Annotated in this window: 17 protein-coding genes; 8 read left to right on the top strand and 9 right to left on the bottom strand. The window is 54.3% G+C overall.

The window, feature by feature from the left end; all coding sequences use genetic code 11:
- Positions 1-33 precede the first annotated feature (33 nt).
- Positions 34-858 carry a 2,3,4,5-tetrahydropyridine-2,6-dicarboxylate N-succinyltransferase gene (dapD, locus tag D9980_RS14555; protein ID WP_121607667.1) on the top strand — a complete coding sequence of 275 codons (825 nt, stop codon included), beginning with the start codon at positions 34-36 and terminating at the stop codon, positions 856-858.
- Between the two features lie 186 nt (positions 859-1,044).
- Complete coding sequence (locus tag D9980_RS14560; protein ID WP_021179904.1) at positions 1,045-1,434, top strand: DUF3461 family protein; 390 nt, start codon at positions 1,045-1,047, stop codon at positions 1,432-1,434.
- A gap of 409 nt (positions 1,435-1,843) precedes the next feature.
- Here the strand turns inward: D9980_RS14560 and D9980_RS14565 are convergent, their stop codons facing one another.
- Both D9980_RS14565 and truC read right to left on the bottom strand, forming a co-directional pair.
- Positions 1,844-2,293, bottom strand: a complete 450-nt coding sequence (locus D9980_RS14565; protein ID WP_121607668.1) for a flavodoxin — start codon at positions 2,291-2,293, stop codon at positions 1,844-1,846.
- A gap of 33 nt (positions 2,294-2,326) precedes the next feature.
- Positions 2,327-3,085, bottom strand: coding sequence for a tRNA pseudouridine(65) synthase TruC (truC, locus tag D9980_RS14570; RefSeq protein WP_121607669.1), 759 nt, complete (start codon positions 3,083-3,085; stop codon positions 2,327-2,329).
- 263 nt (positions 3,086-3,348) lie between these two features.
- Between truC and D9980_RS14575 the strand changes: the two genes are divergently transcribed.
- Complete coding sequence (locus D9980_RS14575; protein ID WP_121607670.1) at positions 3,349-4,383, top strand: linear amide C-N hydrolase; 1,035 nt, start codon at positions 3,349-3,351, stop codon at positions 4,381-4,383.
- A 285-nt stretch (positions 4,384-4,668) separates the two neighbouring features.
- Positions 4,669-5,988, top strand: coding sequence for an alpha/beta fold hydrolase (locus D9980_RS14580; RefSeq protein WP_121607671.1), 1,320 nt, complete (start codon positions 4,669-4,671; stop codon positions 5,986-5,988).
- 175 nt (positions 5,989-6,163) lie between these two features.
- Here the strand turns inward: D9980_RS14580 and pbpC are convergent, their stop codons facing one another.
- From pbpC to D9980_RS14600, 4 genes are all read right to left on the bottom strand, one after another.
- A complete protein-coding gene (gene pbpC / locus D9980_RS14585; protein WP_121607672.1) occupies positions 6,164-8,527 on the bottom strand; it encodes a penicillin-binding protein 1C in 2,364 nt (787 codons plus the stop codon).
- A gap of 55 nt (positions 8,528-8,582) precedes the next feature.
- Positions 8,583-14,579, bottom strand: coding sequence for an MG2 domain-containing protein (locus tag D9980_RS14590; RefSeq protein ID WP_121607673.1), 5,997 nt, complete (start codon positions 14,577-14,579; stop codon positions 8,583-8,585).
- A 69-nt stretch (positions 14,580-14,648) separates the two neighbouring features.
- Positions 14,649-15,092, bottom strand: coding sequence for a hypothetical protein (locus D9980_RS14595; protein WP_121607674.1), 444 nt, complete (start codon positions 15,090-15,092; stop codon positions 14,649-14,651).
- A gap of 235 nt (positions 15,093-15,327) precedes the next feature.
- The gene (locus D9980_RS14600; RefSeq protein ID WP_024484306.1) at positions 15,328-15,654 is read right to left on the bottom strand and encodes a YqcC family protein; all 327 of its coding nucleotides are present in this window, start codon (positions 15,652-15,654) and stop codon (positions 15,328-15,330) included.
- A gap of 208 nt (positions 15,655-15,862) precedes the next feature.
- On the opposite strand from D9980_RS14600, the gene D9980_RS14605 reads away from it, so the two are divergent.
- Positions 15,863-17,101, top strand: a complete 1,239-nt coding sequence (locus tag D9980_RS14605) for an MFS transporter (RefSeq protein WP_121607675.1) — start codon at positions 15,863-15,865, stop codon at positions 17,099-17,101.
- Between the two features lie 618 nt (positions 17,102-17,719).
- On the opposite strand, the gene syd is transcribed toward D9980_RS14605, so the two are convergent.
- Positions 17,720-18,268, bottom strand: a complete 549-nt coding sequence (gene syd, locus D9980_RS14610; RefSeq protein ID WP_121607676.1) for a SecY-interacting protein — start codon at positions 18,266-18,268, stop codon at positions 17,720-17,722.
- A 63-nt stretch (positions 18,269-18,331) separates the two neighbouring features.
- Between syd and queF the strand changes: the two genes are divergently transcribed.
- From queF to xni, 3 genes are all read left to right on the top strand, one after another.
- A complete protein-coding gene (gene queF / locus D9980_RS14615; RefSeq protein WP_121607677.1) occupies positions 18,332-19,177 on the top strand; it encodes an NADPH-dependent 7-cyano-7-deazaguanine reductase QueF in 846 nt (281 codons plus the stop codon).
- Between the two features lie 183 nt (positions 19,178-19,360).
- Positions 19,361-20,725, top strand: coding sequence for a nucleotide 5'-monophosphate nucleosidase PpnN (gene ppnN, locus D9980_RS14620; protein WP_024484302.1), 1,365 nt, complete (start codon positions 19,361-19,363; stop codon positions 20,723-20,725).
- 58 nt (positions 20,726-20,783) lie between these two features.
- Positions 20,784-21,542, top strand: coding sequence for a flap endonuclease Xni (gene xni, locus D9980_RS14625; RefSeq protein WP_121607678.1), 759 nt, complete (start codon positions 20,784-20,786; stop codon positions 21,540-21,542).
- A gap of 30 nt (positions 21,543-21,572) precedes the next feature.
- On the opposite strand, the gene rlmM is transcribed toward xni, so the two are convergent.
- Entirely contained in the window at positions 21,573-22,676 is a 1,104-nt protein-coding gene (rlmM, locus tag D9980_RS14630) for a 23S rRNA (cytidine(2498)-2'-O)-methyltransferase RlmM (protein WP_021179890.1), read from the bottom strand.
- A complete protein-coding gene (locus tag D9980_RS14635; RefSeq protein WP_024484299.1) occupies positions 22,669-23,064 on the bottom strand; it encodes a DUF423 domain-containing protein in 396 nt (131 codons plus the stop codon). The genes rlmM and D9980_RS14635 overlap by 8 nt, the downstream gene beginning before the upstream one ends.
- Positions 23,065-23,067 lie beyond the last annotated feature (3 nt).

A 23,067-nucleotide genomic window follows, 5' to 3' on the forward strand; every position in this document is an offset into this window, starting at 1 on the left:
CCTTTCGTAAATAAAATCAGGACAGAGAACAGCATGCAGCAATTACAGAACGTTATTGAAAGCGCCTTCGAACGCCGTGCGGATATTACCCCGGCCAACGTAGACACCGTAACGCGTGAAGCGGTAAACCAGGTGATCGCCCTGCTAGACAGCGGCGCCCTGCGCGTTGCCGAGAAGATCGAGGGGCAATGGGTTACCCATCAGTGGCTGAAAAAAGCCGTCCTGCTGTCTTTCCGTATCAACGACAACAAGGTAATGGACGGTGCAGAAACCCGCTATTACGACAAAGTGCCGATGAAATTCGCTGACTACGATGAAGCTCGCTTCCAGAAGGAAGGCTTCCGCGTAGTGCCACCGGCAACCGTGCGTCAGGGGGCATTTATCGCCCGTAACACCGTGCTGATGCCTTCTTATGTCAACATCGGCGCTTACGTCGACGAAGGCACCATGGTAGATACCTGGGCCACCGTAGGTTCTTGTGCGCAGATCGGCAAAAACGTTCACCTGTCCGGCGGCGTCGGCATCGGTGGCGTGCTGGAGCCATTGCAGGCCAACCCAACCATTATCGAAGACAACTGCTTTATCGGCGCGCGTTCAGAAGTAGTTGAAGGCGTGATCGTGGAAGAAGGTTCGGTGATCTCAATGGGCGTTTATCTGGGCCAAAGCACCCGTATCTACGATCGTGAAACCGGTGAAGTGCACTATGGCCGCGTACCTGTGGGCTCCGTGGTCGTATCCGGCAACCTGCCTTCCAAAGATGGTTCCTACAGCCTGTATTGCGCTGTGATCGTCAAGAAAGTAGACGCCAAGACCCGTGGCAAAGTCGGGATTAATGAGTTATTGCGCACTATCGACTAAGCTTGAACGGCGGGTGCATTACCCGCCATTTTTTTGCCTTCAATACGCGGGCCGTCACAGTCTGTGACGGGCGTTTTCGCCATACTCTCTGGCAGTGGAATATTCCTGATGTGTTTCGATTTGCAGCTTACAACACTGCATATTGGCTAATCAGGCAAATATAGTTGATTAAAAGGTGGCGCTATTATGTATGACAACCTGAAAAGCTTGGGTATCAATCAACCGGAAGATATCGATCGCTATAGCCTGCGTCAGGAGGCCAATAACGACATCCTCAAGATTTACTTCCGCAAAGATAAGGGCGAGTTCTTTGCCAAGAGCGTGAAGTTCAAGTATCCACGCCAGCGCAAAACCGTGGTGGCAGACAATGCCGGCCAGGGTTACAAAGAGATCCATGAGATCAACCCCAACCTGCGCTACGTGATCGATGAACTGGATCAACTCTGCCAGCGCGATCAGGTGGAAGTGGATCTGAAACGCAAGATCCTCGATGACCTGCAGCATCTGCAAAACGTGGTCACCAACAAGATTGCCGAGATCGAATCCGATCTGGAAAAGCTGACGCGCGGTAAATAACCGCCACCATCGGCCTAATATTTGTCGGTTTAGGACAATTGGTCGCCCCTCACCCCTGCCCTCTCCCGCTGTAGAGTCCAGGGATCTCTTAAACAAAGAGATTGGGAGAGGGAGCGAGCCCGGAGTCACAGGCAGGTACAGGTGTTAACTTGTGGCACGTTCAGTCCCCTCTCCCTGTGGGAGAGGGTTAGGGTGAGGGGGGTCACATTTTGCCGGTTTTCTGTGTGATAGGGTAAATCGGTAATCGATAGGGTTGTTACTGCTCCGGCAGGCAAAACCTAATTCTTTAACGCTTGCTGGCTGCGGCCTTGAGTGCTTAAGGGATTAGGTTTTTTTTTGCTTTATCATCACCACAGGAGATAGGAGGAATAAAGTCGTGCCTGGCTGCTCGCCACCAGGCATCGAGAGGCTATTTCAACAAGGCGCCCCACTGCTCTACCCACGGGCAGGAAACCACTTCCGGTTCAGGTTGCTCGATCGCATCGATCTCCAGTACATCACCTACACGCGTCGCCCCCTGCTCTTGCAGCAAAGCATCAAAGGTACGCCCGGCACCGCAGAAGTTGTCATAGCTGCTATCGCCCAGTGCAATCAAGCCATAACGCAGCTCCGGCTGATAGCCCACCTGGTCGCGGATAGCCTGGAACAACGGTGCAATACTGTCAGGCAAGTCTCCTTGCCCGGTGGTGGAAGTCACGACCAGCGCATAATGCTGGCGGTAAAACTGCCACTCTGCCAGCGTCCCTTCCTCAAACACTTTGACCTCATGGCCCTGTTGTTGCAGGATATTTTCTGCCTCTTCCGCCACTAACAAAGAGTTACCGTAGACCGTTCCAACGAAAATACCGACCTGAGCCATCGTTGCTGCTCCCTTATGACCGTTAAAAAATGATTAGCTATCCTGACCGCTAGCCTGCTGAAACTCAAGTTCTGGCAGCACGTTATGCCAGCCAAATTGTGACATGACACCTTGCCAATCCGCTTCCCAGGGCGCGGAAATATGCAGCGGTTGGCCGCTCACCGGATGAGTAAGTTGAACATGGCTGGCGTGCAGCATCAGGCGTGAACAACCAAAATGTTCGGCCATCCCACGGTTTTGCCGCAAATCGCCGTGAGCGGTATCACCAATAATCGGATGGCGCAGATGCACCATATGACGGCGCAGCTGATGCTTACGACCAGTCTCTGGTTTCAGCTCAACCAGGCTATAGCGCGAGGTGTCATAGCGGCCAATCGACACCGGCATCTCTACCGTTGCCAAGGGGTGATAATGGCTTACCGCCGGTTTTGGACCTTTGTCCGGGGTGGCATGTTTATCCGCCAGCTTATCCAGCTCTTCCGTCAGCGCATAGTCAACGGTGCCACCCTCTAAAACATAGCCCCGCACCACCGCGTGATAGGTTTTCTGTACCTGATGCAGTTCAAACTGTTGCGACAATAACCGAGCCACGTCGCTGGACAACGCCATCAGCAATACGCCGGAAGTAGGACGATCCAAACGGTGTACGGTAAATACGTGCTGGCCAATCTGATCACGCACGGTTTGCATGACAAACCTCGTTTCGTGACGGTCCAGCCAGCTACGATGCACCAGCCAACCTGAGGGTTTGTTAACGGCGATCAGATGTTCGTCCTGGTACAACACCTTCATAGAGTGATTTTTTCCATAGATTAATCATGCATTTTATCTCCTTGCCCCTGCAAGCTGCAGCCTGCTGGCCAGTTTGCAGGGGGAGAAAATAGGTAATTGATTGATTCTATCGTCAAACATAAATAATGACGAAACGAAAATCCCGTTTGGCGCTCTCGTTTTTGCCCCACGGGTCAGTAGTGCCTACACTGTACAAAAAGTAGCAAGGAGAAATAACAGTGAATTGGAATATAACGCTTTTGATAGCCCCCCTTTTACTGTCTATGTGCGGCATTCTGTTTTCACCCCAGTTGGCAATGGCCTGTACTCGCGCGGTCTACCACGGCGAAGATAACCTGGTGATCACCGGCCGCACTATGGACTGGAAAGAACAGTTGCACTCTGACCTGTGGATTTTCCCACAAGGAATGGAGCGCAGTGGTAATGCAGGCAGCAACTCAATCAAATGGACATCCAAATACGGCAGCGTCGTGACTTCCGCCTATGGTGTTGCAACCACCGATGGGATGAATGAAAAAGGCCTGGTAGCCAATATGCTGTGGTTGGTTGAATCTCAATACCCGGCATTCGATGGCCAGCAGCCAACCTTATCATTGGCAGCATGGGCACAGTATGCATTGGATAACTTCGCCACGGTGCAAGAAGCGGTTAACGCACTGGAAAAATCCCCCTTTATCGTAGTAACCGGCGGTGTGCCTGGCCAGGAACGTTTGGCCTCCCTTCATTTGTCGTTGTCCGATGCCAGTGGGGACAGTGCCATTTTCGAATACATTAACGGCAAATTAGTGATTCACCATAGCCGCGACTATCAGGTCCTGACCAATTCCCCTACCTTCGAGCAGCAGTTGGCCATCACCAAGTACTGGCAAGGGATCGGTGGTAACGTCATGCTGCCTGGCACAAACCGTGCTGCCGACCGTTTTGTACGCGCACAGTTTTATATCAACGCTATCCCGAAATATCATCAGGCCAGGCTGGCAGCCTCTAGCGTGCTGAGCGTTATGCGCAATGTTTCTGTGCCCTTTGGCATCACGACCCCTGAAGAACCCAATATTTCTTCCACTCGCTGGCGCACTTTGGCCGATCAAAAGAACAAGCTGTACTACTTTGAATCGGCACTGGGCAGCAGTACTTTTTGGGTAGACCTGAAACGGGTCGACTTTGCTGCTGGCGCTCCGGTTAAAAAGCTGGCGCTGGGTAAAGATGAGATGGCAGATTTTACCGGTGAGGTTTCCGCTGAGTTTAAAACCAGCCCTCCCTTTGAGTTCCTTGCTGCCGACGTCATAGATAACGCCTGAGCCCGATCGATGTTGACTGGTGGCTCCCCGCCACCAGCCCTCACTTTGTATTCATCAGTCAAGAATACTTATTCAGTCACATTCTCACACGAATTGACTAAAATTTAATCATTTATGCATTTGCTAAGTTCCTTCCTCCTGTTACGCTGATGTTCACTCTTCAAACTCTGGACCATTGTGGCTTATCGATAAAATAGAGTAGATCTGAACGCTCCAAGTAAACACCGATATGGCATTAAAATAACCGGCAGAAAAAAAAGAACACCATAACAGGGAGAGAAAAACATGAGCGTTGAACGAGAATATTTGTTGCCAGCGATCTGGGTACGTGAACACCTGGTCCAGGTCCCGCTGAATTGGTTCGATAACAAGGATACCCGCACCATTGAGATCTTTGCCCGTGAGTTGGTTGACCCGTTACGCCGTGATGAACAACTCCCTTGCCTGCTGTTTTTACAAGGTGGTCCTGGAGGAAAAAGCCCACGCCCTACGGCACGCAGCAGTTGGATTGCCGAAGCCCTCAAAAGTTATCGAGTGATCCTGCTCGATCAGCGTGGCACCGGGCGCAGCAGCCGCATTGAAGGAAAAAGTCTGGCCGGGCTAACCGCCCACCAGGCAGCAGATTACCTGGCCTGCTTCCGCGCCGACTCGATAGTGAGCGATGCCGAATATCTGCGTAAAAACTGCTTTGGCGATCGCCGGTGGAGCACGCTAGGGCAAAGCTATGGCGGCTTTATCACGCTGACCTATCTTTCTCAGGCTCCAGAAGGCCTACACTGCTGCTTTATGACCGGCGGCCTGGCCAGCCTGCAGCCCGATGCCGATGAAGTCTACGCTCATACCTATCCGCAGGTGATCGCCAAAAATCGCATCTTCTATCAGCGTTACCCACATCTGGAGCCGCTGCTTGGCCAGATTGCCGACAGGCTGGAGCAGGAAGAAGTGTTGTTGCCCGATGGCGACCGGCTGACCGTACGCCGCCTGCAAAGCCTGGGGATCGATCTTGGCATGAGTGAAGGTTACGAGCGGCTACTTTGGCTGTTTGACGAAGCCTTTAACCCAGACGGTGAATTCAGCGACACCTTCCTGTCGCAGGTGATGGCGTTGACCAGTTACGCGGAGAATCCTCTGTTTGCCGCGCTGCATGAAAGTATTTACGCGCAGGATAAGGCCACCAACTGGGCCGCCGAGCGGCAACGGGGCAACTTCAATGCTTTCGCCGAGGATCGGCGCCCGCTCTACCTGACCGGGGAAATGATCTATCCCTGGATGTTCACCGAGATCGCCGCTCTGCGCCCCTTCAATGAGCCCGCTAAGCTGCTGGCCGATCGCCGCGTGTGGTCACCGCTGTATGACAGCGATCGCCTGCTCGACAATCAGGTACCGGTATTTGCCGCCATTTATTTCAGCGATATGTATGTCGATTTGAAGCTCTCGCTGGCGACGGCGCAACAGGTGGGTAATTTGACGCCGTGGATCACCAACGAGTATGAGCATAACGGCTTACGCGTTGGTAATGTTTTTGGTCATTTGCAGACGATGGCGCAGAAAGCGGGCATTTACGCCCCCTCATCCCAACCCTCTTTCGCAAGGATAGCGAGCTGATGGGCCCTGCTCTTTTGCAAGTAAAGCGATAATCTCAAGCAAACTCTAAAGCTGTTTTGGAAGTAGAAGCAAACTCAATAACCTTCTTTATCCAAGGTAAGTCACTACCATTTCAAACTCGCTCGATCTGTCCCCTCTCCCTGTGGGAGAGGGTTAGGGTGAGGGGAGAGGTATCTTAGTTCACCAACTCAATGGTGATCAGGCGGCTATCGGCCCGGCCATGATCGTCCACCGCCCGGATGCGATACTGACCATTGTTGACCGGCCGCCAATCGATGGCGGTTTTACTGGCACTGCTGCCTAGATAAATATCATCGACAAACCAATACACCGTTTTACTGTCCGCGTCCGTCACCGCATTGAAGGAGATTTTGTCACGCCCCTGTTGAGATTGCCGCAAGGTATAGGTGGTATTTTTCAGCGGCGAGGTAATGCGCGGCGGGCTGCCACCGATCGCCACCGCATTATCCTTGCAATGGTTTACCGGCGGAGCCCGCTTGGGTAATCCAGCCTGCGCAAACACGTTAGCCAGATCGGAAGGCCAGAACTCAAACACTTCGGTACGGGTTTGTGTTTCATCATACGGCGGGCAGGCCACCTCACCGCTGTTAATATCCAGCACCACCGGACGATAGACGGTATCGACCTTGATCGGCGACTTGCCGGGGATAAACCAGGTTTTGCCTTTCTGCTGGCACCATTGCGTCGGCAGGTTGCCGCTGGCCAGGCAAATATCCACCCGCTTCAACTGTTTCGGGAAGGGATGTTTCGGCTCCTGCAAGGCCGGATAGCTGGCGTTAATGCTGTCGATAATATTGAAAAATAGCGGGGCTGCCGCATCGGCCCCCACAAACACATTGTTGCCTCTGCTATCGAAATTCCCTTCCCATACCACCAGCACGTAAGGCCCGAAGATCCCGACGCTCCAGGCATCGCGGAAGCCCCAGGAGGTCCCGGTTTTCCAATAGACCGGCAGCGATGACGAGCGTTGTGCCAAAGTGTCACCAGGCCGGCGGTGCTGACGCAACATATCCAGCGTAGTGAAGCTGGCTTCTTCACTAATCAAACGGATTGGTGGCGGATAGGCATCACTCTTTTGCATCCGTAATGGGCGCAATGCGCCCCGGTTGGCCAACAGCGCATACAGCTTCGCCAGTTCCTGGGCTGTGATTTCACCGCCCCCCAACACCAACGACAGCCCATAATGGTTTTCACTGGCCAGGTTGGCGATGCCGGACAGGCTTAAAAATTGATAAAACGTCGGCTGCCGTAGCTGGGAGGCCACGTACACCGCTGGAATATTACGGCTGAAATTCAACGCGTCTGTCGCCGTTACCGGCCCCAGGAAACGTCGGTCAAAGTTTTCTGGCGCATAGGCACCAAAGGATGAAGGCACGTCCTTGAGGATGGTCATCGGATGCAACACGCCCTGCTCCATCCCCAAGGCATAAATAAAGGGCTTGAGGGTCGAGCCAGGGGAACGCTTGGCATTGGTCCCGTTCACCTGCCCCTGGATCTCGCGATTGTAATAATCGGCAGAGCCCACCAGCGCCCTTATCCCCATATCACGGCTGTCCACCAACAGCACCGAGGCATTATGGATCCCCCGGCTATGGTTACGGACGATAAACGCGTTCACCTGCCTTTCGATCAGCCGCTGGAGCCCGGCATCCAACGTGGTATCCACACGGGTATCCAACTGCACTAACTGCTGGGTCTGTTGGCGCAACTGTTCGATAAAGTGTGGAGCAATGTACGGCATCCGTTCTGGCTGGCGCAGTGCCAAAGGGAGTTGAAACAGGGCACGCTGACTGCTGTCGGTGCTATACACGCCTTGCCAGCGTTGAAACAGGCGGTTACGGGCCTGCGTCAGGGCTTGCCCCAACACGCCGGTTTTAGGGTCGATACGATAGCTGGGTGACTGCGGCAACACCGAGAGCGTCAGCGCCTCCGGCAAGGTGAGATCCTGCGGTGCCTTGGCAAAATAGATCAGGCTGGCCGCACCGATGCTTTCAATATTGCGGCCATAGGGGGCGTAATTGAGATAGGCCTCCAGAATATCGTGCTTGGAATAGCTGAGTTCTAACTGAACGGCCCGCAGTACCTGCATCAGTTTACCACCAGGTGTGCGGGTATTCAGATGCCAATGCATGCGCGCCAACTGCATGGTGATGGTCGAACCGCCCTGCATTTTGCCACCGGCTACGTAGCTGCGCCAAAAGCCACGCAGCAGGCTGACGGGGTTAAATCCGGGGTTGTAATAGAACCAGCGATCTTCATGCAGCAAAATACCCTGCACCGCCAGCGGCGAGATCTTTTCCAGCGGCGTCCACAGGCGATAGCGATCGTCATTGGCTAACGTGAGGCGCATCAGCGTCCCGTGGCGATCGTAGTAAACTGTGGAGAAGGGCACGCCCTGCGAAAGAGGAGGATGCGGCCACAGCCGCGCACCTACCAGGCCCAGAGCCAGCAGAAATACCGCCATCAAGATATTTTGCAGCCAGCGTTTTGCCACAGCAGATGCAGGAAGGATTGTCATGGAGTCTCGGTACCCACGAACCCCGCAGCTCAACGCTGCGGGGCATCGCGATGGCTTATTGACTTTCCGCCGGTACAACCACCAGTTTACCGCTACTGGCAGACATGGCCTGCACTTCACGATCGTACATGGCTTCACCATAAGCCGGAGGGATCACAAAGCTACCGGTGTTGGTCGCTTTAATCTGGTAGACAAACTCCTGCACGTCGGTGCTGGCGCTACCATAGATGATCACTCGGTCTTCACGGATATCGCTGTAATCAGGTGCCCAAGTGGAACCCGAGGCAGCCAGTGGCGACTGCCACCCTGCGTCCGTATTCTCGTTGGCTTCACCGTCTTCGCCGGTCGATTCTGGCTCTGGTGCCGTTTGCTGCACCACTTCAAATCCGCCAGGCAGCAGATCGACAATCGCCAGGTTGCTCTGCCCTTCTTTCGAATTGGCGCGGATTTTCAGATGAACGTTGATCTTCTGCCCCAACGTCACCTGAGTGACAGGTTTACCCTGTTCATCGGTGTAATCACGGGTAATTTCCAAACCGCGAGCAATGGCTTTCTGTGGAGCAGCCAGATCGTAACCAGCCTGAGTGACCACATACCAGGCCGGAGCGTCGGCGCTGTTGGTAAAGCGAATAGCCTTGGCCTCGGCGGTAAACTGGCCTTTGGCAAACAGCCCTATCATCTCTGAAATCACCTGCGGATCGACGTTACCTTGCTTGCCGAGCTGCGCAATCGTCAGCGAATCGCTGGCATTGGCCTGCGCCGCCACCTGAGCCGAGTAGCTTTCCAGCGCCAGGATACTCATCGCCGAAGAATAGGTGGTGTAGCGCTCTTCTTTCAACGCCTTGACCATGTTCTCCAGCACTTGCGGAGGGATGGAAGAGACCTTCTCCGGGAAGTGACGAGCGATCAGATACAGACGCGTTGCGTCCTGCACCAGTGGATCGAAGTAATTCTGCGTCCACCAGCCTTTGTCATAGGCTTTGCTCAGTTGCTTCCAGCTAGGCTGCAACAAGGCATTAGCCTCATCGTCCATTTTCAACAGACGGTAAGACGATGCCAGATACAGGGCGCTCAGATCGGTTTTCCAACTGTCTGGATACAGTTTCTGCAACGTATCCTGCACCGAGGCCAGCGAGTTGGTGGTAATTTCGCCCTGCAAGGTCAGCAGGTAGACCGCCCAGGTACGCAGACGCAGATGATACATATCATCATAACGGTTGGCTGCCAGCTCACGCAGCGCGCCGTTGGCATCTTCCAGCATCCCTACCGGCAAGGCATAACCCGCCGCTTTGGCTTCCAGCAGGTATTGCACCACGTATGGCGTGACGAAAGGATCGGTTTCCGGCGATGAACGCCAGGCACCAATGGCCCCGCTGTCGTTCTGGCGGGAACGCAGTACGCCGAGCAGGTTTTTCAGCTGTTTGCTGACTTCGGCCTGGCTCAGGCTGCTTTTCATTTCCGGATGCTGGCTTTGCATGATCAGCGGAATGGAACGGCTGACGATCTGCTCAGAACAGTAATACGGATAATCCGCCAGATACTGCGCCAGGCCGTTGGTCAGCACCAACGGGGAGTGAGATACCGCCGCGCTACGCTGCGCATAGGCATCAAACATCTGCCGCAGATTATCAATATTCTGGCTACTGCCGCTCATGCGGCCCATCACCGTCTGGGTACGGTAAGGCATTGCCGGACGTACCGAGGTGCTAATGGTACGGCGGCTGGTTTTATCACCATAACGCGCATCAAACACCAGCGGAGCATCACCCAGTGCCGCCTTGGCACGCAGGCGGAAGTTGATCACGCCTTCACGCTTCTCCGCCAATGACAGGCTTTGCTCGGCCTTACCCACCACTTCCAACTGCGGCGGTGGCGTCAACTGCACGGCGATCGCCACAGATTTACCGTTCAACCCTTCGAGATTATTGCTAACCCCGACGCTGACATCAAACTCATCCCCCGGAGCCACCATGTAAGGCACGTTCGGCGTCATGATGAAGTTGTCACGTACCGTCGCGGAGGTTTGGGCCTTGCCAATTTTGCTTGGCGTAACCGAAATGGCCATCACGCGGATCTTGCCGTTGAAGTAATCCGGCACTGGATAGGTAAACTGCTTCTCGCCGTTGACTTCGGTAATACCAGACCAATAGGCCACCGGCTTGTCGCGCTTGCGCTTGAACGGGTTCAGGTTGAGATCCAGCCCTTCACCCGCATCACCGCCCGGTGCCGCCGAAAGCGCCATCAGCTTGCTGAATTCCGGCAGGATCAGATCGAGGATCTGCGAGCTTTCCACGCTCAGCTCACGCTTACGGAAGAAGTACTCCAGCGGATCTTTCAGGCGGTAACGCGCTACCTGCAAGATCCCTTCATCTACGGCAAACAGTGCCACCTGCTGAGGACCATCGGTTTTCACCGTCATCGTCAGGTTTTCACCCGGCTTAATTACCTCAGGTGTTACTATTTCCAGGCCGTTTTGCCGGGCTTTGGTGCTGATTTTAAACGGCATGACGCCATAGCTCAGCGGGCTCATAAAGATCTCGCTGGAGTTCACGTCGCGCACAAACTGCACGTTGATATAACCGTTGCCTTCCATCCCGGCCGGAACCCGGATTTTCTGCACCGAGCTGGTAGTGTCGGTGTGGAACCACTGCCAGGCATAGACACGGTCTTTTTCGATGGTGATCAAACCGCTGCCGGTATAAGGCGCGTTGATCGCCACTTCAATTTCTTCACCCGGCTGATATTCCGCCTGATTCAGTTTCAGCTTCAGTTCGGCATTGCGATCCAGCGAACGGCTGAGGTTGGCATTGCCCGCCACGCTATAGGCGATACGGTTGAGCACCTTGCCCTGTGCATCTTCGATCACCAGGACGAAGTCACCCGGGGTGTCGGTTGCCAAGGTCAGATCGGTGCCCTGCTCGCTCAGCGCCAACGGCTGCTCGGACAACTGCACCTCTTTCATTTTCGACTGGTATTTATAAACGCCAGAATCCTGCTTGGTCAGCACCGAGATGTATTTCTGCTCGATCAACACCTGCTTCAGATCGGCGAGCGCAATCTGTTTCAGAGCAGGATCGACGGCAATCACGTTCAGATTTCGCGCCGAACCCCGGTTGATGTAGCCTAAATCACCGTCTGGCTTCACGCCCACCAGATAGTCATACGGCGATACCAATACACGAGCGGTGGCGGCAACGGAACGTCCACCGCCGGCCACAAAGGCTTCCGACAGCAGTTGCAGCTGATAGGTGGCATCGGCATAGGACTTCAGGTCCAGCGGAATGTTCGCCACGCCCTGCTCGTTGGTAGTGCGGTCTTCCAATTCAGTTTCAAAACCGTCGCTATTCTGGCGGTTCTCAAAGAAGGCGTAATCCGGGAAGCGATCAAAGCTTGGGTACATCGGGCGCAGCGTCAGCTTCGAGGTAACTCGGCGATCCTGAGCAGGTGTGCCAAACAGGTTCTGCACATCGATGTTCGCCTGCAGCTCAGAAGGTTTTACCCACCCTTGCTGCCGGTTCGGCGTCAACTCCAGCTTCACCTTCAGTTGGTCTGGCTCAAACTCTTTCACGTTGACCGCGGTATGGCCGAGCAAGGTCGAAGTGTCGTTATTTTTGCCAATCAGATACAGGTAGACGTTCCACTCACCCGTTGGCGAGTTCTCATCTGTGGTGTAACTCAACTCATTGAAACCGCTGCCACCGAGAGTCAGCGGCACCGTCGTCATAAGTTTGTCACGCGGATCGCGGATCTCGGCACGCACTGGTACGCCAGCCAGGGCAACGCCCCAATCGGCCGCACGGGTAATCAGACCAATATTGAAGGTATCGCCCGGACGGTACACGCCACGATCGGAGAACAGGTAACTGCTCAGGGTGCGTGGATCGATCGGAGTTTCTTCGCCTTCAATATCAAAGCGGGAGAAATCCAGCCCGCGGTCGTTGTAGCGGGTGGTCGGCAAGAAGGAGACATCGCCCTCTTTTTCCACCAGGAACATCACTGGCTCGCGTTCGTTGGTATACACGTCCAACGATGGGAAACGCACGTGCCCATTGGCATCGGTCACCTGGCTAAGCAGCGTCACGCCGTTTTTGGCGATCACCGAAACCTTGGCGTTACCGACTGGCGCACCGCTGTGGATAGATTGGACAAACACATCACGCGTTTTATCCTGTGAACGTTTGGCAATGATGCCCAGATCGGTTACGACAACAAAGCGCGAATCCCCCACGCTAGGTGAATCATCCCCTTCTTGCTCGCCCTGATCGCCTTCATCCTCTGCGGCCTGCGTCTTTTTCTTTTCTGGCTGCCATTCCGACAGCGTCAGCAGGAACACGCCGCGATGGGAATCCGTGCTGGTGGACAGGTAACGTGAGAGATCGATGCCCTTATAGCTCACTTCACCCGGTTGATCGTTGTTGATGACCGTTTGATATTTAAAGTGTTCGGTAAAATATTCATCGTTAAGCTGGTTGAACTGGGCCGAAGAGTATTCGCTGCTTTTGAATGAGACGATATGTTGCAGCTGGCTTGGGATCACCCGCTTGATATCGAGACGCAGGCCGGGCACGTTACGCGCCGCCACGCTGATTTGCTTGTCACCATTCACCGACAGCAGAGAACCCTGTGACATAAACTGCAAGGTTTTCGGGAAGTCTGGTACTTCGACGATACGGTAGACCTTCTCCGGCATTTTATAGCCGCCCGAAGAGGTCATCAGGTTAGTGATTTCCAGCAGCATAAAGCGGTGAGCCGGTGCGTCAAACTTGAAGCTGAACTGCGGTTGATAGGTCTCTTCCGCTTCATTCAGGGTCAGCGTCAGCGGCGTAGACTGGGCCATTACGCTGTTTTCGATGCTCTCGGTCCCGCCCCACTGATAAAAATCGTCCGGTTCGTTACTGGCTTCGGAATCGTTAGGATTATGCTGCGGCAACAGCCAGGCCTTGACCGCACGCCCGGCATCTTTGTCTTTGATCGCGTCGCTGAAGGCGACGATCAGCGCACGCTGGCCTTTGCTGCCATCGCTATCGACCACCTGGGCGCTAGCATCCTTCACCGTGAGGCTATACAGAGTTGGCACCGACACCCAGCTGTCTTTCGATTGAGAGATTTCATTGGCAGACACCACCGACTTGATGCCCTTGCCCAGTACCAGATGCACTTTACCACCGTGATCCAGCGCTTTCAGCGGTTCAGAATGCACCCAGGCGTTCAGCTTCTTGGCATCGTAGACCAGGGAAAAATTGAGTTTCTTCTCAGATTTGGCGTTGGCTTCGATCAACCCCATGGCGATCTGCTTTTCAAAGCTGGCCACGTCCACTGGCGCATTGAATTTGACGTTGAAGATAGCGCTGCGCTTTTGCGGATCTTGTGGGTCTTGAAAATACTCAGCTTGCCCAAGTTGATAGTCAAAAGCCGGGGCACTAAAGCTGTAGTTGGTATTGGCGAGTTTAATCTGCGGGGCCAGCAACACGGCGGGCTCGAGCTTAACCTCATATTTGCTGCCCATCGGCAATGGGTTTTTCGGCGTGAAGACCAGGGTCCAGGCATTATTCCATTTCCACTGCCCTTCAAGGGCCGGGCTGATGGAGATACCTTTTTCCACGGCCTTGCCGGCATCGGTCAAGGGTGCCACGGAGTTTCTAAAGGTGAGGGTGACCTGCTGCGGCGCAGATTTCTGCACGGCATAGTTAACCGGCTCAGGATCGGATACCCGCACGCTGGTTTCCTGATACACCATCGGTGCCGGTTCAATCGGCTGTGGCCGATTCAGCCACCAGTGCCATCCGTAGAAGGCACCACCCGCGGCGCACAACAGCACCAGCAACGACAGGCTAATGGCTTTGGGATATTTGTCTACCCCGCCTTCCAGCCGCAGGAAGCCACGCTTCACACCGCCAGATACCGCTGCCCACCAGGCAGGTGCATTCCAGTTCAGGTTGCCCACCACCGGCTTGAACAGCCGCCCCAACAGGCCAAAAATCACGGCCAACAGGCGGAACAGGCCTTTTATCAACGTAAAAGGCAAACGGAGGATAAACTTCAGCAAATCCATGATTGCAGCACCTTATTAATCCTTGAAAGACACCCAGAGACAAGGTTCCCGACGGAGGAACCTAAGCAGCTAACAGCCTGCACCAATTCCAGAAATCAGTGACAACACCAATACAATAAGAAGAATGGTCATGATCACGCCAAAAGCAAACATGGCAATTTGAAAAGCCAGCGTACCAATACCGAGCATGACCGCAGCAGAAACCGCGCGCGGGTTTTCCTTACACGCCCCAGCAATAGCGCCCAAGACCACGGCCCCCACCGCCAATACGGCAGTGACGATCTTCAATATCCGATCCACATCATAATGAGGCCGCGAGACCTTTTCGGGGATTTGATGGCCAGCCAATGAGGCCAGCAGTGATTCTTTGATAGCCACCGCTTTGCCCGCAACGAGGCTTTCCAATGTCTGCTGAGGGGCAAATGGCCCGGCATAGAAATGCACCATCGCCAATAACAGCGCCAAACCGCCTAGCGCGATCCCCGACCAACCGAATATATTTTGTCTGAGCAAGCGAAACCCTCCCTGGTGACTCGCGGTAATGTGCACATTATCCACTAGTTCCACACGGTGGTGGAAACTCTATTTTAGCCATACCGCGTGAATTGCGCATTGCTACGCATAAATCGGAAATTGCTGGTAAAGCCCACAACAGAGAGGCTAAGCGGGCGCAGCATGCTGCGCCCCTACGGTCGAACATACAGGTCTCATATACAGATCGAACATGCAGGTCTAACTTACAGCGCGATTACAGCTCGATATTGAGCAGTGAATCCAGCTGTTGTAGCAGCAACAGCAGCGGCAGGCAGTTCGGCTGTTTATCCTTTAGCGCTTCTTCAAAATAGGGGGTGATGGCAAAACGCGTTGGTAGTGGCGCATTGGCATCGAGCAGCGCGTGCATCCTTGGCAACAGTATCCACTGCAACCATTCTTCGGCCTGCATGCTGTCGATGCAAAAAGGTTCCGTGCTGGCAAAAGCCTCGGCTTCCGGCGGCGTCAACTGCCACAGCGCCAGATCCCGCATGGACTGTTCAATCGCCTGTAAATTGTGGCGAACCTGGTTGGATATACTCATCGACATTCCCGAACAATTTATCCCCGTCATCTTTCAAGCTGTGGCTAGGCGACAACTTGAAATCTATAGGGTATAGGTATGTAAAATCAGCCTATGGCTGAGAGCCGCAAAGCATAACATTTAAGCCCAAAGCACCCAATTTTATCTGGTGGCGCCACGCCTGGCACGGCACAATACGCGCACCCAAAAATCACACATGATAAAAGACATGCCCGCAATATCACTCAATAAAAATCACGCTACGCCCGGTAAAGCCATGCTGGCTTCGGTTACCGGTTATGCTATGGACGGCTTCGATCTGTTGATACTCGGCTTTATGCTGCCGGTAATCACCACTGAACTGGGTCTCACCTCATCACAAGCCGGTTCGCTGGTGACCTGGACATTGATCGGCGCAGTGATTGGCGGCGTGATCTTCGGCCATCTCAGCGACCGTTTTGGCCGCATCCGCGTGCTGACCATCACTATCCTGATGTTTTCGCTGTTTACCGGCCTGTGCGCCGTTGCCGTCGGCTACTGGGACTTGCTGGCCTATCGCACCCTTGCCGGGATTGGGCTGGGTGGCGAATTCGGTATTGGCATGGCGTTGATCGCCGAAGCCTGGCCCGCTGAGAAGCGTAACCGTGCCTCGGCTTATGTGGGCATGGGTTGGCAGCTCGGTGTACTTGCCGCGGCCTTCCTCACCCCGCTGTTGCTGCCTTATATCGGCTGGCGTGGCATGTTCCTGGTGGGCCTGCTGCCAGCGCTGGTTTCCTTCCTTATTCGCCGAACCATGGGCGAACCTAAAGAGTTTACGCAGCAAAAAACCAGCGAACAGCAACTCTCCTTTACTCAACGATTAAAGCTGCTATTTAAAGATCGCGCCACCAGCAAGGCCAGCCTGGGGATCTTTATCCTCTGCTCGGTGCAGAACTTTGGCTATTACGGGCTGATGATCTGGATGCCGACCTATCTAGCCAAAAATTTTGGCTTCTCACTGACCAAATCCGGCGTCTGGACGGGAGTCACGGTGATCGGCATGACCTTCGGTATCTGGCTGTTCGGCGTATTGGCCGACCGCTTTCCCCGTTGGATCATCTTTGTCATTTATCAGGTTGGCGCCGTGGTGATGGTCATAAGCTATGCGCAACTCACCGATCCGATGCTGATGCTGTTTGCGGGTGCTCTGATGGGGGTGTTTGTTAACGGGATGATTGGTGGCTACGGCGCACTGATTTCTGACACCTACCCGGTACAGGCTCGCGCCACGGCGCAGAATATCCTGTTCAACCTGGGCCGTGGCGTCGGTGGGCTGGGGCCATTGGTGATCGGTGCGCTGGTCACTCAGGTTTCCTTTACCGCTGCGATCAGCCTGCTGGCCGCTATTTACCTGTTGGATATTTTCGCCACGCTGTTCCTGCTACCGAAGAAACAAAGCACGGGCGATACGTTGGGGGCAATCGGGTAAACCTTGAGGGGGAAGTCAGGCAGAATTTGCTGTCTGGCTTTGCTCCAGACAAAAAGTTGGGGGCACTGCGTTAACAGTGCCCCCGGTTCGTTTTATAGCTAATCCCGCTACAAGTGTGCTCCCTGCTCAATCCCTGAAAACTTTTCCTTTCGGCCATCCTGACCAAAACAATCCTTCGCAAAATCCTATAGCATCGTCCTGACGCGGTTCCTCGGCCTTCCTGACCCACCAACAATCCTGTGTTGGCTCTCTATCTCCGTCCTGGAGGTGTCCTTGGTTTCAATCCTGAAACATCCTGTGTATCATCCTGATACCAATCCTTTCCACTCTTCCTGAGTGCATCCCTTTCTTCTTCCTGAAGCTGCATCATCCTGACGCTTTCCTGCTCCATCCGGCTTCCTTCCGGTAGACATAAGATCGCTTATTTCCTTTCCGTTCACAAGGGCATGTAGGACGGATTACAGTAAATTAGACTTAACCTACACCAGCAAAAACTCGTAACAAATTGATATATATAGTTAATAATTAAAAAAAGGTTAAATATAGTTAAAAATTAAAAGCGATCTCTCACAGCTTTTGTAAGAGATCTCGCACACGCACTAAAGGTAAATTAGTCGATTAATTAACTCTGGGGCGTAAAGCATCGAGAAAATCTTCTAAACAGGCGGCTAATAGCGTGCGTTTTTTGCTACCAAATTGCTCAAGCAGCACGTTGCCGCTGACATTACACAGCGACACCACCGTCATTTCCGATTCTGTGGTCGCCAGGAATAACGTAGGCGAGAGCTTAAGGCGTTTTTGCGTCACCAGATGCCCAATCAGATTCTCCTGCAGCCGAATAAAGTCGTCTTCACTCCAGACCTGCAATAGCGTCAACGGATGCTCGCCAAACTGCGCACTCATATCCCCGGCATATTGTTGGGTATAGAAGGTGTGGATATCCGGCTGTAGTTGCAGTTCCAGCGCCTGCTCCACCTTTTCCAGGCTGGCCGCTGGCGTGAAAGGCTGCGGCAGCCACAGCACCGTATCATCGCGATTTTCGACAATACAGGGGGAAGCCACGCCGTACAGTTCCTGGCTAGCCGGGGCATGGCCGTACTGCTGCTGCCATTCGTCGACATAGCGCTGGGTAAATTCACGCAGGGCGTGCGATACATCATGGTCCATATTTTTTCTCGCATACGGTAAACTGGTGCCTATTGTACCTATCTCACACCAAGGTGACAGCTCATGTCCTCCTATCAAGATCATCAGGCTCTGGCGGCACTGACGCTGGGCAAGCCAACCGCATACCGTGACTGCTACGATGCCTCACTGTTACAAGCGGTTCCTCGCAGCATGAACCGAGAGCCACTGGGGCTTTATCCCGATAGCCTGCCGTTCCACGGTGCCGATATCTGGACGCTGTATGAACTTTCCTGGCTCAATGCCAAGGGACTGCCGCAGGTCGCGGTGGGAGAAATCAGCCTGAACGCCAACAGCGTCAACCTGATCGAGTCCAAAAGCTTCAAGCTCTATCTCAACAGCTTTAACCAAACCCGCTTCCCAGACTGGGAAGCGGTGCGCTCTACGCTACAACGCGATCTCGCCGCCTGCGCGCAAGGGGATGTCAGCGTGAGCCTGTTCAGCGTCGATCGGCTTGAAGGCAGCCCAATCGCCCGGTTGGAGGGCGAATGCCTTGACCAGCAAGACATCAGCATTGATAACTACGAGTTCGATACGGGCTACCTGGAAGGCGCAGCCGGTAGCCAAATCGTTGAGGAAACGCTGGTCAGCCATCTGCTGAAGTCCAACTGCCTGATCACCAACCAGCCCGATTGGGGCTCGGTGCAAATCCGCTATCGCGGTCCGCAGATCAACCGTGAAGCCCTGCTGCGCTATCTGGTTTCGTTCCGCCATCACAACGAATTCCATGAACAGTGCGTTGAGCGGATCTTTAACGATCTGCTGCGTTTCTGCCAGCCGCAACAATTGAGCGTTTATGCCCGCTATACCCGGCGCGGTGGTCTGGATATCAACCCTTGGCGCAGCAATGTGGCGTTCGAACCGTCGCATGGCCGTCTAGCCCGCCAATAATGCTCAACAACTGAGCTAACAGGCGGTTTGTATTGGTAAAAATCCGGAGACGGCGGTAAGGTTAAATCAAGAGTGCCCGCTTTTTGCTCAGGCATTCCAGTAGGCAATACAAAATTCTTACCGCAGTGCACAGAGACAGGTAAGGATTATTATCGCCCTGTTTATGGGCGCAAAGGAGTTACCTTGATTACACATATCAGCCCACTTGGCGCTATGGATTTGTTGTCGCAGCTGGAAGTTGACATGCTGAAGCGTACCGCCAGCAGCGACCTGTACCGTTTGTTCCGCAACTGCTCCCTGGCGGTGTTAAATTCCGGTAGCCAGACCGACAACAGCAAACAGCTACTGTCGCGTTACGAAAACTTTGATATCAACGTGCTGCGCCGTGAACGCGGCGTAAAACTGGAGCTGGTGAACCCGCCAGAAGAGGCTTTCGTTGATGGCCGCATTATTCGTTCACTGCAGGCCAACCTGTTTGCGGTGCTGCGCGATATCCTGTTTGTCCACGGCCAAATTGACAGCGCCGAGCGTTTCCAACACCTGAATTCGGAAGACTCCATTCATATCACCAATCTGGTGTTCTCCATCCTGCGTAATGCCCGCACGCTGCACCTCGACGAAGACCCGAATATGGTGGTGTGCTGGGGTGGCCACTCGATCAATGAAAACGAATATCTGTATGCCCGTAAAGTCGGTAGCCAGTTGGGCCTGCGCGAGCTGAATATCTGTACCGGCTGTGGGCCAGGGGCCATGGAAGCACCAATGAAAGGGGCAGCCGTCGGCCATGCGCAGCAGCGTTACCACAATAGCCGCTTTATCGGTATGACCGAACCTTCCATCATTGCCGCCGAGCCGCCGAATCCGCTGGTTAACGAACTGGTGATCATGCCAGATATCGAAAAACGTCTGGAAGCCTTTGTGCGTATCGCACACGGCATCATCATTTTCCCTGGTGGGGTCGGTACGGCAGAAGAACTGCTGTATCTGTTGGGCATTCTGATGAATCCGGAAAACAGCGAACAGGTCCTGCCGCTGATCCTCACCGGGCCAAAAGAGAGTGCCGATTACTTCCGCGTGCTGGACGAATTCATCATGAATACGCTGGGCGAGGAAGCACGCCGTCATTACACCATCATCATTGACGATCCGGCCGAAGTGGCCCGTCAGATGAAAAAGGCCATGCCGCTGGTGAAAGAAAACCGCCGTAATACCGGTGATGCCTACAGCTTTAACTGGTCGATGCGTATTGCACCGGACCTGCAGCTCCCCTTCGAGCCAAGCCATGAAAACATGGCCAACCTCAACCTGTACCCGAATCAACCGGCAGAACAGTTGGCTGCGGCCCTGCGCCGTGCATTCTCAGGGATCGTGGCGGGCAACGTGAAGGAGAACGGCATTCATGCCATCGAACAGTTCGGCCCTTACAAGCTGCATGGCGATCCGTTGATGATGAAGCAGATGGACAGCCTGTTGCAGGGCTTTGTCGCCCAGCACAGGATGAAACTGCCGGGTACCGCCTATGTACCTTGCTACGAGATTGTAGCCTGATCATCACCTCTGGGCGGCGTCATAGCCGCCCTTATTATCTGACGTTGTTGTCTTGCCTATGCCTATACATTTACTGATTGTCGATGCTCTGAACCTAATCCGCCGCATTCATGCGGTGCAGGGATCCCCTTGTGTCAACGCTTGCAAACATGCGCTACAGCAGTTGATTCAACACAGCCAACCCACCCACGCCGTGGCGGTGTTCGACGAAGACGACCGTAGCGAGAGCTGGCGCCATCAAATTCTGCCCGATTACAAAGCCGGACGTTCGCCGATGCCGGAAAACCTGCATCAGGAAATGCCGCAGCTGCGCGAAGCGTTTGCCGAGCTTGGGGTGGCCAGTTGGCATTCTGCAGGCAATGAGGCGGACGATCTGGCTGCGACCCTGACGGCCAAAATTGCCGCTGGCGGCCACCAGGTGACGATTGTCTCTACCGACAAAGGCTACTGCCAGCTGCTGGTACCCAGCGTACAGATCCGAGATTACTTCCAGAAACGCTGGTTGGATATGCCGTTTGTGCAGCAAGAGTTTGGTGTGTTACCGCAACAGCTCACGGATTATTGGGGACTGGCAGGCATTGGTAGCAGCAAGATCCCAGGCGTTGCCGGTATCGGGCCAAAAACGGCGGTATTGCTACTGCAACAGATGGGGAGTCTGGATGGTCTGTATCAACACCTGGAGCAGGTGCCGGAGAAGTGGCACAGCAAGCTGTTAGAGCACCGCGAGCTGGCCTATATCAGCAAGCAGGTCGCCACTTTGCGTACCGATCTAACGCTGGACGGCAATCTGCAACAGTTACGTTTGCCAATAAATTAAGGGCGCTGCCAGCAGCAACGCCCCTATGCCTTACTCGCGCTCGTCGCGGCGGCCGGGAATGGCCGACCACATGCGGCGCACGTGTACGGTGATCTCTTCACGATCGTGGTACAGCTGCTTGGCGTGGATCTCTGCGCTAATCCCCTCGTTGGCCAAGGCTTCGTGGATGCTTTGCAGGTTCTGCGCCACCTCTTCGTAGCGCTTCTTCATCGGCAGCTTCAGGTTAAAGATCGCCTCACGGCACCAGCCTTTGAGCAACCATTGGATCATCAGGCTGGTCACTTTTGCCGGCTTCTCCACCATATCGCACACTACCCAGTAGTTTTTGCTGGTGGTCGGTTCAAAACGGAAGCCGTCGACACGATGATGGGTCACCTGCCCGGTATCCATCAGGCTCGGGGCCATCGGGCCGTTGTCCACCGAATGCACCATCATGCTGCGTTTGACCAACTGATAGGTCCAGCCGCCAGGGCAAGCCCCCAGATCGACCGCAAACATCCCACTGCCTAAACGCTCATCCCATTCGTCTGCCGGGATGAAAACGTGGAAAGCCTCTTCCAGCTTCAGCGTAGAGCGGCTTGGCGCATCGGACGGGAACTTCAGCCGAGGGATCCCCATATAGAACGGGGAGTTGTTGTTGCTGTAGGAATACCCCACGTAGCAACAGCCCGGCGCGATAAAGAACACGTGTACCACCGGGCGAGAGGGATTCTCACGCGCCATCAGCACTTTCTGCTCACGCAATGCGCCGCGCAGCGGCACAGTCAGCTTGCGGCAGAACTTCAGCAGCTCTTTGCTTTCGTTGGTATCTGGCACTTCGACCCGTAATTCACCGCCGCGGTCGACCACGCCCATCAGCATGCCGACAATCGGTGAAACCCGATCTTCCGGCGGCAAATCACGCAGCAGTTCTCCCACCACCAACATCTGGCGGGCAAAGATCAGCTCACGGAACGGGATTTCTTTCGCCAGGCGATCGGCATCGTCCGGCTGATAGCATTCAAACAGCACATAGCCGCTGTTGTCTTTAACCCTGGCAAAGCCAAATACTTCCAACTGGGCGGCCTTGTCGGTAATTTCCGCCGCGCACTCTTTCTCAAAGCCTTGGCGGCAGTACAACGCGATCTTATTCATGGCGCTCGGCCTTTTTCCTCAGACGCAAAGCGCCAATCAACATCAATGCCCAACCGATCAGGAAGCAGGTCCCGCCTACTGGCGTGACATAAACCCAAACCTTTTGGTGAGACAGCGCCAGACAGTACAGACTGCCGCTGAACAACACGGTGCCGAGCGCCAACAGCGCTCCGCTCCAGTAAAACCACAGGCTGACCCGACGCTGCATGGCAACGGCCAACCCCAGGATCGCCAGAGTATGGAACCCCTGGTAATCAAGCCCGGTGCGGATCCAGGCCATTTCATTGACCCCAAGCGCACTACTCAATACGTGCGCACCAAACGCGCCCAGAGCAACATAGACAAAACCACTGATAGCAGCAAAAATCAGCATAGAACGGCTACTCATCAT

Origin of the sequence: Serratia sp. 3ACOL1, from assembly GCF_003668775.1 — a bacterium.
Lineage (GTDB): Bacteria > Pseudomonadota > Gammaproteobacteria > Enterobacterales > Enterobacteriaceae > Chania > Chania fonticola.